General features: G+C 40.2%; 12 protein-coding genes. 8 read left to right on the forward strand and 4 right to left on the reverse strand.

What is annotated here, in order from left to right:
* The first annotated feature begins 11 nt into the window (after positions 1-11).
* On the forward strand, positions 12-2,189 hold the full coding sequence (locus tag Q0M21_RS11320; RefSeq protein WP_295338265.1) for an ATP-binding protein: 2,178 nt from the start codon (positions 12-14) through the stop codon (positions 2,187-2,189).
* On the opposite strand, the gene Q0M21_RS11325 is transcribed toward Q0M21_RS11320, so the two are convergent.
* Together Q0M21_RS11325 and lpxK are read right to left on the reverse strand one after the other, a co-directional pair.
* Entirely contained in the window at positions 2,186-2,998 is an 813-nt protein-coding gene (locus Q0M21_RS11325; protein ID WP_295338268.1) for a purine-nucleoside phosphorylase, read from the reverse strand. The two genes, Q0M21_RS11320 and Q0M21_RS11325, sit on opposite strands and share 4 nt — an antisense overlap.
* Positions 2,970-3,989, reverse strand: coding sequence for a tetraacyldisaccharide 4'-kinase (gene lpxK / locus Q0M21_RS11330; RefSeq protein ID WP_295338271.1), 1,020 nt, complete (start codon positions 3,987-3,989; stop codon positions 2,970-2,972). Before lpxK ends, Q0M21_RS11325 begins: the two co-directional genes overlap by 29 nt.
* A gap of 111 nt (positions 3,990-4,100) precedes the next feature.
* Here lpxK and Q0M21_RS11335 point away from each other — a divergent pair, with 111 nt between their 5' ends.
* The 7 genes from Q0M21_RS11335 to Q0M21_RS11365 all read left to right on the forward strand — a co-directional run bounded on the left by Q0M21_RS11335 (position 4,101) and on the right by Q0M21_RS11365 (position 13,024).
* The gene (locus Q0M21_RS11335; protein WP_295338275.1) at positions 4,101-4,667 is read left to right on the forward strand and encodes a hypothetical protein; all 567 of its coding nucleotides are present in this window, start codon (positions 4,101-4,103) and stop codon (positions 4,665-4,667) included.
* A gap of 20 nt (positions 4,668-4,687) precedes the next feature.
* Entirely contained in the window at positions 4,688-5,782 is a 1,095-nt protein-coding gene (locus tag Q0M21_RS11340) for a Nif3-like dinuclear metal center hexameric protein (RefSeq protein ID WP_295338278.1), read from the forward strand.
* A gap of 3 nt (positions 5,783-5,785) precedes the next feature.
* A complete protein-coding gene (locus Q0M21_RS11345; RefSeq protein WP_295338281.1) occupies positions 5,786-6,565 on the forward strand; it encodes a C4-type zinc ribbon domain-containing protein in 780 nt (259 codons plus the stop codon).
* Between the two features lie 31 nt (positions 6,566-6,596).
* The gene (locus Q0M21_RS11350; RefSeq protein ID WP_295338284.1) at positions 6,597-7,439 is read left to right on the forward strand and encodes an alpha/beta fold hydrolase; all 843 of its coding nucleotides are present in this window, start codon (positions 6,597-6,599) and stop codon (positions 7,437-7,439) included.
* A gap of 248 nt (positions 7,440-7,687) precedes the next feature.
* Entirely contained in the window at positions 7,688-10,312 is a 2,625-nt protein-coding gene (cphA, locus tag Q0M21_RS11355; protein WP_295338287.1) for a cyanophycin synthetase, read from the forward strand.
* Between the two features lie 60 nt (positions 10,313-10,372).
* A complete protein-coding gene (locus tag Q0M21_RS11360) occupies positions 10,373-10,834 on the forward strand; it encodes a DUF1569 domain-containing protein (RefSeq protein ID WP_295338290.1) in 462 nt (153 codons plus the stop codon).
* A gap of 57 nt (positions 10,835-10,891) precedes the next feature.
* Complete coding sequence (locus Q0M21_RS11365) at positions 10,892-13,024, forward strand: DPP IV N-terminal domain-containing protein (protein WP_295338293.1); 2,133 nt, start codon at positions 10,892-10,894, stop codon at positions 13,022-13,024.
* Positions 13,025-13,204: 180 nt separating this feature from the next.
* Here the strand turns inward: Q0M21_RS11365 and Q0M21_RS11370 are convergent, their stop codons facing one another.
* Both Q0M21_RS11370 and Q0M21_RS11375 read right to left on the reverse strand, forming a co-directional pair.
* Positions 13,205-14,464, reverse strand: a complete 1,260-nt coding sequence (locus Q0M21_RS11370) for an asparagine synthetase B (protein WP_295338297.1) — start codon at positions 14,462-14,464, stop codon at positions 13,205-13,207.
* An 83-nt stretch (positions 14,465-14,547) separates the two neighbouring features.
* Positions 14,548-14,996: DnaB-like helicase C-terminal domain-containing protein (locus tag Q0M21_RS11375; protein ID WP_295338300.1), on the reverse strand; the 449-nt coding region annotated here is incomplete at its 5' end.

Genomic DNA, 14,996 nt, shown 5'->3' on the forward strand with positions numbered 1-14,996 from the left:
ACCAATAAATCATGAGGTGGTTTTGGCTAATTGTATTGGTTCAAACAATGAGTTTCGGGCAAAAAAAACCCAAAACTCCAGTCGACAGTACTAAGTACTACATTGACTTAGCAGTCTTTAACCGAAAGACTGACAATTATAAATCCTCTTTGTACTTCTCTCAAAAAGCGATTAACTTCTCCAGTGCTAATAATGATAAAAAGGCAGAAGCATTAGCACAATATTCTCTTGCTACCACTTATTTCGAATTGAAAAAATTTGAGGATGCTATTACTGTTTTTGAAAAATGTCTCAAACTTTTAAGCGTTTTTCCGCCAACCAACCAACAAGCTATTTGTTACTACGATATCGGAATGTGCTACATGAATTTAGACGAGTACAACAAAGCCGAAATTTTCTTTAATAAATCACAATCAGTTTACAGCCTCTTAAAAATGGATGCTGCGGAACCGCTCAATTTGCAAAAAGCAATCCTCTACAGGAAACGAGGTAAAAATGATTTAGCCTCTAAACTTTTCAATCAAATTGTGGCCAAACCCGACAACAATGACATCTACAAAACCAAGGCGGAAGCATTGTATCAATTGGGCATGATTGAGCGCGAACAAAACCGCAATAACTTAGCGGTAAACTACCTCAATCGCGCTTTAAAGCTCAATGAAAAAGACGACGATTTAGAACAAAAAGCCGCTATTGTTTTAGCCTTGAGCGAAACTTATGAAAAACTATTAGACATTAAAAAGTCGCATTTGTTTTTGAAAGATCATTTGCGCATTAAAGACAGTTTGCTTCAAAACAACAGTGCTAAATTATCGAGTGATGACTTTATGGACTTTAAAGAAAGTGAGCGAATCAAGACCATAGAGCAAATGACAAAAGAAAGCGAGATACAGCAAAAAACCAACAAATTTGTTAAACTCATCAGTATTTTAGGGATTGCTTTAATCTCGATTTTGTCGTTGTTGAGTTTGTCATTATACAAAAACAACATCATCCGAAGCAAATCGAATGAACTCTTGCAGGACAAAAACAAAGAATTACAACTGGCCAAAGAGAAAGCAGAAAAAGCCTCAAAGGCCCGAGCCGAATTTCTTTCCACCGTGAGCCACGAGTTACGCACACCATTAAATGCCATTAACGGTATCACACATTTGTTATTGGAAGAAAATCCTAAGAAAAGTCAATTGCACTATCTGAATTCGTTGAAGTTTTCCGGAAATTATTTGCTGACATTCATCAATGAAATTCTGGAAATTAACCGAATCGAATCGAATAATATTGAAATTGAGTACATCGACTTTAACTTCAAGCAACTGCTTATCGATATTCAAAATTCGATGAATGAAATTGCGGCCAAAAATGAAAATCGCTTCACACTCGAACTCGATGAGAGAATCCCGGAAACGCTTTTAGGTGACCCGACAAAATTGTCGCAAATTTTAATCAACTTAATCAACAATGCTCTCAAATTTACGCATCAAGGAGAAGTTACTGTCAGTGCCGTTTTAACTGAAAAAGAAGACTCCTTTTCCAGAATTAAAATTAACATCAAAGACACCGGTATCGGAATTCCCGAAGAGAAAAAGGAAACCATATTCGACAGTTTTTCACAAGGTTCGATCGAAATCAACCGCAAATACGGCGGTACCGGACTGGGTTTAACTATAGTGAAAAAATTAGTCGATCTGTTAGGCGGTGAAATTTCTTTAGAAAGCGAAGTAGGCGTCGGAACTGTTTTTCAAGTAGAACTCAATTTGGCCAACAGCAATAAAGAAATCAAACGAGAAACCGAAATTCCGTACTGTGAGCAAATCTTGGAAGGCAAAAACATTTTGGTAGTGGAAGACAACAAAATCAACCAAATGGTTACCAAAAAAATGCTCGAAAACAAAGGCATGACATGTAAAATCATCGACAACGGTGAAGAAGCTATCGATGTTTTAAAAGCACCCCATCATTTTGATTTAGTTTTGATGGACGTACATTTACCGGGCATTAACGGTACCATAGCCACACAACACATCCGCGAATTTGACAACTTAACGCCTATTATAGCTTTAACGGCAATATCACTAAATGAAAACAGAGAAATGCTGATGTCTTTCGGAATGACCGATGTGGTGACAAAACCTTTTGAACCCGATAGTTTTTATCGTGCCATAGCACTTTGCCTATCGAAGACCAATTAATATTGTAAAATCAACTCTTTAATCAGGTGTCGAACATGAGGTTCTGCCGCATTAGCTGCCTTTAAAACCTCTTCATGAGTGATAGATTCCAGGTGTTCTTCACTGCCTATATCGGTAATTACTGAAATTCCAAACGTTTCCAATTCCATGTGACGCGCCACTATAACTTCAGGCACGGTTGACATCCCGACACAGTCAGCACCGATGGTTTTTACCATTTTGTATTCGTGTAAGGTTTCAAAAGTTGGCCCTTGTAACCCTAAATAAACGCCGTCGAATACTTCAATACTGGCTTTTTGTGCAATATCTTTTACTTTGGCAATCATTTTCAAACTATACGGTTCGCTCATATTAACAAAACGAGGACCGAAACGAGGATCATTTTTACCGCGCAACGGATGTTCTGGCATCATATTAATGTGGTCGGTAATTACAGCTATTGAACCAACTTTATAATTCGGATTAACACCGCCGGAAGCATTGGAAACAATGAGTTTTGTAACACCCAAATACTTCATCACACGAACCGGAAAAGTCACTTCCTGCATAGAATAACCTTCATAATAGTGAAATCTGCCTTGCATGGCTACTACTTTCTTATCTCCTATGGTTCCGAAAACCAAAGCACCTTTATGTCCTTCTACAGTAGAAACCGGGAAATTGGGAATTTCGTTATAAGGTAACGTGAATTCTATGGCAATATCATCGGTAAAACTGCCCAATCCTGAGCCTAAAATCACACCATATTCCGGTGTAAAATTGGTTTTATTTTTAATGTAACTAACGGTTTCTTGTACTAGTTCCCACATAATCTAAAATAATTTCATCGAAAGCCGCCGAATTTGAAATCAACTGACTTTTGATAGGTAAATAATATAATTGTTTTCGCAAAATTTCAGCCTCCAAACGTACAAAATCCTTTTCGGTTGTGATAATAATTTTTTCGTTTGCTTGTTTTTTTATCGCTTCGATATCGGATTCCGTAAAGTGATGATGATCTGGATAAGTAATAACCGAATCATTCTCAGTCTTTAAAAAATCAAAAAAAGGTTTGGGTTTTGCAATTCCGGCCAACAGCACTTTGGCCTGCTTTTTAATGACCGACACTTCCAAACTACCAGATGTGTTGTAAATCTTATTGTCATAATCTACAAAACTGAAGAAAATCGGTTTGTCCAATCCAATCTTCTGTCTGATTTTTTCCTGCGCAATTTCGGAAATCGTATTGGGACATTTAGTGACAATTATCATATCGGCTCTTTCAGCTCCGGAGCGACTTTCCCTGAGATTGCCCGTTGGCAACATCCAATCGTCACAAAACAAATCGTCATAAGCCGTTAATAAGATGTAAAATCCGGCTTTTACTTTGCGGTGTTGGAAAGCATCATCCAACAAAATCACTTCCGGTTTGTCTTTTTGGGCTAACAACTGCGTAATTCCGTTGCGTCTGTCGGCATCAACGGCGACTTGAATCTGTGGGAATTTTTTAAAATATTGGTATGGTTCATCGCCCAATTGTTCGGCATTCGAATGCACATCGGCTAAAATGAAGCCTTTGGATTTTCGTTTGTAACCCCGACTCAACGTGGCGACTTTGTAATACGGAGAAAGCAATCGTATCAAAGACTCAATTTGCGGTGTTTTCCCTGTTCCGCCAACACTCAAGTTACCAACGGCTATAATCGGAACATCAAAAGCATGCGACTTTAAAATGCCTTTATCATATAGGTAATTTCGAATCGAAGTAATAAAGCCATACAAAACAGCTATCGGATACAATAATTTTCGCAACCAAGTCATAGTACGAAAGTAATTATTTAGGACGAATGCACGAATTATTTTTTTATCTTTTATCTTTGAAGCTATAATACCAAACAGCCAACTTGAATCAACTTAGCTGAACCATTCAATATGAAAACTAAAATTGCATTGTGCTTCTTTTTAGGCTTGTTCCAAATTACTGCTTTCGCTCAAGAAGCAGACAATACAGCTATTCTCAAAATCATACTGACCAAATATTATAAAAACGAAAAGGTCATTGCCAAAGACCGACTCCAATTATTGAGTCTTTATTGCCACAAAGCACCTAATAACGAAGAAGTTATTGAGATAATCAACGGCCATTCCCTCCTAAAAAAAAATGCGGCCGAAATCAAAAAACAAATCATTATTGGCTTAAACGAAGATTGGTCAAAAGAATACCATTTGCTGTTTGATAATCAACATCAGTATTTAAAGAGTAAAGTCAACGATTGCGTTTCACTCGAAGAATTTCAGGAAATCACCAAGAAATTCGGCGAAAACAACCAACGTTTGCTCATCATCAACAAACCGATTTATTTTGCCAAAAACCATTTTGCCTTAGTCAAAGTAGCTTTTTACAGAAACATCGAACACAATAGCGGCCGATTTTTATTGCTGGAAAAAGTCAACAACGAATGGATTATCAAGGAATACTTAAACGAATGGGCAACGTAATACCAAACAACAGTTAACTAATGAAATTAAAAGAAATACTCCCGATACTCGAAGAAATGGCGCCTTTGGCCTATGCCGAAGATTTTGACAATGTTGGCTTACTCGTAGGCGATGTTAATGCCGAAGCTACCGGAATCTTAGTATGTCACGATGCGTTGGAAAGCGTAATCGATGAAGCCATAGCTAAAAAGTGCAATTTGGTAGTTTGCTTCCATCCTATTCTTTTTTCGGGCTTGAAAAAAATCACAGGAAAAAATTATGTGGAACGCGCTGTCCTTAAAGCCATCAAAAATGATATCGCGATTTATGCAGTACATACGGCTTTAGACAACCACAAACACGGCGTAAACAAAATATTCTGTAACGCGCTTGGATTGACCAATACCAAAATATTAGTGCCTAAAAAGAATTTCATTCAAAAATTAGTCACTTACACCATACCTGAAAACGTTGAACAACTGCGCAATGCCTTATTCGACGCCGGAGCCGGAAAAATAGGCAACTACGAAGATTGCAGCTTCAATTCCAAAGGCATCGGTACCTATATGGGCAACGAAGACAGCAATCCCGAAATCGGACAACGCTTTGAGTTTGTGGAAAACGAAGAAATCAAAATCGAAGTCACTTTCGAGAAACACTTACAGTCTAAAATCCTCCAAGCACTTTTCAAAAATCATGTCTACGAAGAAGTAGCCTACGAAATCTACGAATTGCAAAATGCTCACCAAAATATCGGTTTAGGTATGATAGGCGAACTCGAAAAACCAATGGCTGAAACTGATTTCTTAGCCTTTGTGAAAGACACCATGCAATGCGGCGGAATCCGACACAGTGCCTTATTGGGAAAACCTATTCAAAAAGTAGCCGTGTTAGGTGGCTCAGGAAGTTTTGCTATTGGAAATGCCAAACAAGCGGACGCCGACATCTTTCTGACGGCCGATTTAAAGTACCACAACTTTTACGAAGCTGAAAATCAGTTGGTTTTAGCCGATATCGGGCACTTTGAAAGTGAAAGATTTACAAAAAATTATATTGTTGATTTTCTTAAGGAAAAAATTCTTAATTTTGCCATCATTTTTTCGGAAGAAAATACAAATCCAGTTAAGTACTTATAAAATATGGCGACTACAAAAGAACTAAGTGTTGAAGACAAATTAAGAGCTATCTACGACCTACAAATCATAGATACCAGAATTGATGAAATCAGAAACGTTAGAGGAGAATTACCTTTAGAAGTGGAAGATTTAGAAGATGAAGTTACCGGCTTGAGCACTCGTTTAGACAAATTAAAAAGTGATTTAGTTACTATAGAAGAACAAATCAAAGCCAAAAAAAGTGCTATTGAAGAGCATCAAGCGGCCATTAAAAAATACACCGAACAACAAAAAAATGTTCGCAATAACAGAGAATTCAACTCGTTAACCAAAGAAGTGGAATTTCAAGAATTGGAAATCCAATTGGCTGAAAAACAAATCAAAGAATTAAAAGCTTCTATCGAACACAAAAAAGAAGTAATTGCTTCTTCTAAAGAGCGTTTGGAACAAAAAACCGCGCACTTAAAACACAAAAAAGCAGAATTAAACGATATCATGGCTGAAACTCAAAAAGAAGAAAACTTCTTGATGGAAAAATCAGCCGAGTTTGAAGCCTTAATCGAAGAGCGGTTGTTAGCGGCTTACAAAAGAATCCGTTCCAGCGTGCGCAACGGTTTAGCCGTGGTATCTATCGAGCGTGGCGCTTCTGCAGGTTCATTCTTTACCATTCCGCCGCAAACACAAGTGGAAATTGCAGCCCGCAAAAAAATCATCACCGATGAGCACTCAGGAAGAATCTTAGTCGATGCGGCCTTAGCCCAAGAAGAAAGAGAAAAAATGCAAGCATTATTTGCTAACTTATAATAAGGAATCCCGACCCGTTCGGGATTTTTTTATGAAGAAAATCCAATACTTTATACTCACCAAATTGGTTGGTTTTTACATCAACCTCATCAGCTTTTTTAATCCTGAAAAAGCCAAGCAAATCGCCTATACCATTTTCAGCCAACCCCGAAAAGGCAAAATCAAAAACGGAAAACTCCCCAAAACGCTGCAAAGCGCCGAACAAGAAACACTAAACTACGACGGCGAAAATTTTCAAGTGTACACTTGGAAAGGTTCTGAAGAGATAATCTTGTTATTACACGGCTGGGAAAGCAATGCCTCACGCTGGAAAAAATTATTGCAACACTTAAAACCACTGGGCAAAACCATCATCGCCATCGATGCGCCGGCTCACGGTCAAAGCACAGGAAAAGAATTCAACGCACCGCGTTATGCCGAATTCATCCATGTTTTGATTCAGCAATACCAACCCAAAACGCTAATCGGTCATTCCATCGGCGGAGCCGCCATTACTTTTTATTTGAACAAATATCCCAACGACCATATCGACAAAATTGTCTTGTTAGGTGCGCCGTCCAGCTTCAAAAAAATAAGCGATAACTTCATCAACTTACTGAGCTTGAACAAAAAAGTACAAAAACGTTTAGAAAATTACTATCACGAAAAGTTCAACATCCACATCAACGATTTTGCCGGACATTTATTTGCCCAAAACTTCACCCAAAAAGCCATCATCGCCCACGATGTTGACGACGCGGTAATCAAAGTCGAAGAAGGCCGCCAATACGCCGCAGCCTGGAAAAACGCTATCTACATCGAAACCCAAGGCTTGGGCCACAGCATGCACGATAAAGCGCTATATCAACAAATAGCCGAATTTGTCGGAGCGTAAAAGCTTGGGCATTTTGGCTGTCCTTATTCCCGCTGTCCGTTCTACAAGGTGCCACTTCCATCGGGGCTAAATAGTGATGGTCTTTTGTGTTAGTAAACTTAACTCGCTGACTGTCAATACCTCAAAAACAAATTATCCGAACCAAAATTACTTTTTAGGTTTTGTTTAAAAAAAGTGTCGGATAAAAACAATTATTTCCTATTTTTAACAAAATCATTACACAATCACATTACAATTCCTTCTACTTTATGAAAATTCTAAAAATACAAGCTTTACGCGGACCGAATCTTTGGAGTGTACAACGCAAAAAATTAATCCAAATGCGTTTAGACTTAGAGGAAATGGAACAATTTCCCACCAACAAAATCGAAGGTTTTCGCGAACGCATAGAAGCCATGTTTCCCACTATGATTGAGCACCGCTGCTCCGAAGGCGTTCGCGGTGGCTTCTTTTCCCGTATCGAACGCGGCACCTGGATGGGACATGTTATCGAACACATCGCTCTAGAAATTCAAACCTTAGCCGGTATGGAAACCGGTTTCGGAAGAACCCGAGAAACCAAAACGCCCGGTATATACAATGTGGTCTTCAGCTACACCGAAGAAAGCGTTGGGATGTTTGCCGCCGAAAGTTCAGTCGCCATAGCCGAAGCCTTAATTGCCGGCACCCACTATGATGTGGAAGCCGACATCCAAAAAATGCGAGAAATCCGCGAACGCGTTCGCCTCGGTCCTTCAACAGGCAGTATCGTAGACGAAGCTGTTGCCCGTGATATTCCATGGATTCGCTTAGGCACCAATTCCTTAGTACAATTGGGTTACGGCGTCAATCAAATGCGCTTCCAAGCCACCATTACTTGTAAAACGAGTAACATAGCCGTTGATATTGCTTGTAACAAAGAAGAAACCAAACGCATGCTCGACTTAGCTTCCATTCCGGTAGCCAGCGGCAGTATTTGTGTTGACGAAGAAGATTTGGAAAACACCATCAAAAAAATAGGTTATCCTATAGTTATCAAACCTCTGGACGGCAATCACGGTAAAGGCGCATCCATCAATGTAGTGACTTGGGAAGACGCCGTGGCCGGATTAGAATACGCTAAAAAGTACAGCCGTCGTGTCATCGTTGAAAAATTCATCACCGGTTTCGATTTCCGAGTGTTGGTCATCGACAACAAATTAGTAGCCGCAGCCAAACGCGAACCGGCACATGTAATTGGCGATGGCAAACAAACCATTCAACAACTCATCGATGAAACCAATCGCGATCCGCGCCGAGGTTATGGACACGAAAACGTATTAACCCAAATTGACGTTGACCGCGATACTTTGGATTTATTGGAAAAACTCAACTATACAGTTGATTCGGTGCCGAAAAACGGGGAAATTGTTTACCTGAAATCGACCGCCAACTTAAGCACCGGCGGAACGTCTATAGATGTAACCGACATGATGCACCCGGAAAATATTTTCTTGTGCGAGAGAATTTCCAGAGTCATCGGCTTAGACATTTGCGGTATTGATATTATGGCCGAAAACCTAACACAACCGCTAAAGGAGAACGGCGGTTGTATCTTGGAAGTCAACGCGGCACCGGGCTTCCGCATGCACTTGGCGCCCAGCGAAGGCTTACCGAGAAACGTAGCGGCTCCGGTAATCGATATGCTGTATCCGCCGGGCAAACCCAGTCGCATTCCGATTATAGCGGTAACAGGAACCAACGGAAAAACCACCACTACCCGATTGCTCGCGCATATTGTAAAAAACAATGGTTATAAAGTCGGTTTCACCACTTCCGACGGGATTTACATCCAAAACCACATGATGGAAAAAGGCGATACAACCGGACCATTATCAGCCGAGTACATCTTAAAAGATCCAACGGTAGAATTTGCCGTGTTAGAAACAGCTCGTGGCGGAATACTTAGAGCCGGTTTAGGTTTCAGTCGTTGTGACATTGCCATCATTACCAATATCCAGGAAGACCATTTAGGTTTGGCCGACATTCATACACTGGACGATTTAGCACGTGTGAAAAGTGTGGTCGTACGCTCGGTTAAAAAAGACGGTTGGGCCATTCTCAATGCCGAAGACGAACAATGTTTGAAAATTGCCAACGAACTAAGTTGCAACATCGCTTACTTCAGCATGGACGAGAACAATCCGACGGTTCAAAAATTTGCCAAAGAAGGTAAAATTGTAGCCGTTTATGAAAACGGATACATCACCATCAAAAAAGGCGAATGGAAAATCAGAGTGGAGCGCGCCACTCACGTGCCGCTGACCTTAGGCGGCAAAGCCAAATTTATGATTGCCAATGCCTTGGCCGCCACTTTAGCCAGTTACCTATGGGGATTCAAAACGGAAGACATCAGTTTGTCGTTACAGACCTTTATCCCGAGTGCAGCGCAAACACCGGGTCGTATGAATATTTTTGAATTCAAGAAATTCAAAGTCATGATTGACTTTGCTCACAATCCGGCCGGGTATCGCGGTGTCGAAGAATATTTGTCATCGGTAGAAGCCACCAAAAAAATAGGCATCATCGCCGGGGTTGGTGACCGTCGTGATGAAGATATCAAAGAGTGTGCAACTATTGCGGCACGCATGTTTGATCACATCATCATCCGCCAGGAAAAACATTTGCGCGGCAGAACCGAAGAAGAAATCATTGGCTTAATTATGGAAGGTATCAATGCTTCCGGTAGAAACGTTACACACGAAATTATTACTAAAGAAGTCGAAGCCATCAAACACGCCATCAACAGCGCTCAAGAAGGTACTTTCATCACCGCTTTAAGCGATGTAGTAACTAATGCTATCGAAATTGTTCAAGAATACTTGGATAAAGAAAACGAAGGCGGCCATTTCTAAAAGATGCATTACTAAAAATCCCAAATCCAATTAGGTTTGGGATTTTTGATTACAAACATTATGAAAGAACTAAACGATTTATTACTTCAAATAGAAAATGCAATACCCCATTGGGAAAAACAAAATACGACCATTTCTCAAGCCAATGTTGGCTGGCAATTGGACCATAGTTTGTTAGTGATTAATGGTATTATTTCACAATTATCACAATCCAATCCTAATCATTACCAATGGCGTCCCAATTGGAAACGTACTTACATTCAACTGCGCAATTCCATTCCCAGAGGCAAAGCCAGAGCGCCCAAGCAAGTGCGCCCGATTGTCAACACTTCCATAGAAGACTTGCAAAATAAATTGGCAACCGCTAAAAACAATATAGCCTTGCTGGACAAACTCAACAAAAACAGTTATTTCACGCATCCGTATTTTGGCGACTTGAATTTGAAGACTACCATTTGGTTTCTGAAACTGCATACCCGACATCATTTAAAAATCGTTAACGACATCATAAACAAAGGATAATTCTAAGTAAAGATTATCCTTTTTTTATACATTTACGGTCAACAAAAACTTTACTTCATGAACCGTAAGATTATCCTTTTCCTCAGCTTGTTTATGATATTGTCTGTGCAAGCGCAAAAGAAAAAAATAACATTAGAAGAAGCCGTATTGCAACAAGGTCGTGCCTTTAGAGCCGATGGTTTAACCGGTTTTCAATGGATACCAAACACCAATAAATACGTGTTTTATACCGATGCTTGGACCAAAATGAAATTGGCTTCCACTACCAATGATGCTGCAGTCGAATTGGTTTCTTTAACCGACATCAATACCGCTTTGGGCACCAAATTGAGAAACTTCTTTGGCTTGCAATGGATAGACGCCAACACTTTTATGGTGACTGAAAACGGTAAATATTACCAATACAATCTATCTGCCAAAACCGGAAAGCAAACAGTTCAAGCACCGGAAACAGCTGAAAATACGACTTTCGACAGCAACAAAGTCAACTTAGCTTTTACCGAAGGTAATAACTTATACTTCATCAACAGCAAAGGTGAGAAAGTAACGGTAACCAACGAAACCAATAAAGGTATCGTATCCGGACAATCGATAGCGCGCAACGAATTCGGCATCAGCGGTGGTATTTTCTGGTCACCTAAATCCAGCTATTTGGCTTTCTACCAAAAAGACGAAACCGAAGTAGCCGATTATCCTTTGTTAGACATCACCGAAACACCGGGCAAATTGGTCAACATCAAATACCCGATGATTGGGCAAAAAAGCGAAAAACCACGCGTTGGGATTTACAATGTAGCCACCGGTAAAACGGTTTTCATTGCGCCTCGTGGTAACCAAGACGATTACTTAACCAATCTTTCTTGGACTCCGGACGAGAAATATGTTTTGATAGCCGAATTGAATCGCGGTCAAAACGACATGAGTTTGAACCTATACGATGCCAACAGCGGCGCCTTTATCAGAACCATTTTAAACGAAAAAAATCCACGTTGGGTAGAACCGGAACACGAAGCCTTTTTCCCGAATGCCAAATCAAATAACTTTGTTTGGTTCAGCGAAAAAGACGGTTTCCAAAACTTGTATTACTACACTTTAGAAGGTAAATTGATTAAGCAGTTGACCAATAACCAGTTTGTAACTCGTGATATCATCGGTACCAACACTGCCGGAACCGAAATTTATTTTAAAGCTACAGGACCCAACCCGACCAATATGTTGGTGTATAAAGTCGACTTAAAAGGCAAGCAAACTTTAATTACCAAAGACCAGGGTGTACACAATGTAATTCCGAGTGCTGATGGAAATTGGTTCTTTGACGAATTTTCCAACCATGATACACCATCAAAATCATTACTGTACGATAAAAACCTTAAAGCTAAAACGCTTTTAGTAAGCCCGAATAAATTCGAAGGCTACGAAATCGGAACAGCCGATATCAAAACCATCAAGTCAGCCGATGGTACCACCGATTTATATACGCGTTTAATCAAACCAAGTAATTTCGATCCAACGAAAAAATACCCGGTTTTAGTGTATGTTTACGGCGGTCCGCATGCTCAAATGATTACCAATTCTTTCCTTGACGGCGCCAATTTATGGATGTATTGGATGGCGGAACAAGGCTATTTAGTATTTACGGTAGACAACAGAGGTTCGGACAACCGCGGTTTTGCTTTCGAAAGTATCATCCATGCCAATTTAGGAAACAACGAAATGGAAGACCAACTTAAAGGCGTAGAATACTTAAAATCATTGCCTTATGTAGATGGCAATCGCTTGGCGGTTCACGGTTGGAGTTACGGTGGATTCATGACCACTTCTTTAATGCTTCGCAAACCTGATACCTTTAAAGTAGGCGTTGCCGGCGGTCCGGTAATCGACTGGAAATGGTACGAAGTAATGTACGGCGAGCGCTATATGGATACTCCGGCAGAAAACGCCAAAGGTTTTGAAGAAAACACCGTGTACAATTACGTGAAAAACTTAAAAGGTAAATTATTGCTCATTCACGGCACCAGCGATGATGTAGTGGTAGAACAACACAATTTGTCCTTAGTGAAAAAGTTTGTAGAAGCCGGTAAACAGGTAGATTATTTCCCTTACCCAATGCACAAACACAACGTAACCGGTAAAGACCGAGTGCATTTGATTCAAAAAGTATTGAACTACGTGATTGAGAATAATAAATAATATCAGAAGCTAATCCCGCTATACGTTACAATCTTTTTATTGTTTTGTCACCCTGAGTGCAGTCGAAGGGCTTTTCATCTAAACAATAAAAAGGATTTCCACTACTATCGGGGCTAAAAAAATCCCAAATTCCGACACAAGTGTTGGAATTTGGGATTTCATCTTTTAAAACGTTTACCGTTAGGTTTTCTGTGGTTTCTTACGCGCCGCCGGGAACAACACATTGTTCAAAATCAAGCGAAAACCGGGGGAAGTTGGATGCAAGTCTAAAACTGTTGGCGCATCACCTACTCTATGCTGGTAATCTTCAGGATCGTGACCACCGTAAAAGGTGAAGAATCCTTTTCCTTTTTGACCATGAATGTAACGGGCTTCATCGTTGAGCTCGTTCTTGCCTAAAATTAAAACATTCGATTTAATCAACTCGCTGTCGAATGCCGTGGTTTGTCCCATAAAACCTTTCACCAACTGCGTGTGGTTTTGACACAACATACTCGGAATCACATCCCATTTGGCAGAGAATTCCATTAAACTGAAATAATCCTTTTCAAAAGGAATACGGCGTTTCTCTGTCATGTCTATATCGGAAAACTCATATTGTTCCGGTTTTCTGACGAGGATAAAATTCTTAAATGCAAAAGTTTTATTGTAATCAATTTGCGCTTGGTAGTTGGCATCGCTGTTATCGCCATCAAACATGGGCTCACAAATATCTACTCCTTCAGCCGAAAGCGCAATGTCAAAACTATCCGTAGCCGAACACATCGCAAACATAAAACCACCGCCAATCACAAAGTCGCGTATTTTTTTGGCTACGGCCAATTTCTCTTGAGATACTTTGCTGAAACCCAATTTCGCAGCTAAAGCTTCAGCCTCTTTCTTTTGCTCAATGTACCAAGGCGCATTGCGATAGGCTCCGTAAAATTTGCCGTACTGACCGGTAAAATCCTCGTGATGCAAATGCAACCAATCGTATAGAATAAGTTGGTCATTCAATACTTCTTCATCATAAACCACTTTAAACGGGATTTCGGCATAAGTCAGTACCATAGTAACGGCATCATCCCATGGTTGTTTGCCCGGAGGAGAATACACCGCAATCTTTGGCGCTTTCTCTAAAACTACCGTTTCCATATTTTGTGACGGACTGGAAATATCGTCTAAAATCGACTGCATTTCGGCATCGGAAACTACCTCAAAACTCACCCCTCGAATTTGACACTCTTTGCGAATTTCAGGTACATCGGGCAACAAAAACGAACCGCCGCGATAGTTGAGCAACCAACTCGCTTTGTATTGCTTGTCGAGTGCCCAATAGGTTATACCGTAAGCTTTAAGATGGTTTTTCTGTGCCACTTCATCCATGGGCAACAATAAAAAATTGGCCTTAGCGGAAAAGGACAGTAATAGGAAGAAAATGTAAAGTGACTTTTTAAACATTCAAAGCAATATTTTACCCAAAGATAACCCATTTTCTGTGAAAATAATCATAAAAAAATCCCGACTGAATCGGGATTATTATTTTAAAACGGCACGTCACTGTCGTCGTCATCTCGGTTGATGTTGCTACCAAAAGCCTCATTGGGTGACGGTAAATTCTTGGTGAAAAACGGGTTGTCATCACTGTTCATACGCGATGGCAAATCGTCAAAACTACTGCCGTATTCTTCAAGGTTGTCAAATTTACCCAAACTACCAATGAATTTCAGACGGATATTTTCAAGGGAACCGTTACGGTGTTTAGCGATAATAAATTCGGCTTGACCGGCGGTTGGCGATTGTTCTTCGTCGTCCCATTCGTCTATTTTGTAGTATTCAGGGCGGTAGATAAATGAAACGATATCCGCATCTTGCTCAATCGCACCCGATTCACGCAAATCCGACAACAATGGTCTTTTGCTGGAACCACGCGTTTCTACAGCACGGGAAAGCTGTGATAAGGCAATTACCGGGACTTCTAACTCTTTGGCCA

This window comes from Flavobacterium sp., assembly GCF_024710485.1.
Lineage (GTDB): Bacteria > Bacteroidota > Bacteroidia > Flavobacteriales > Flavobacteriaceae > Flavobacterium.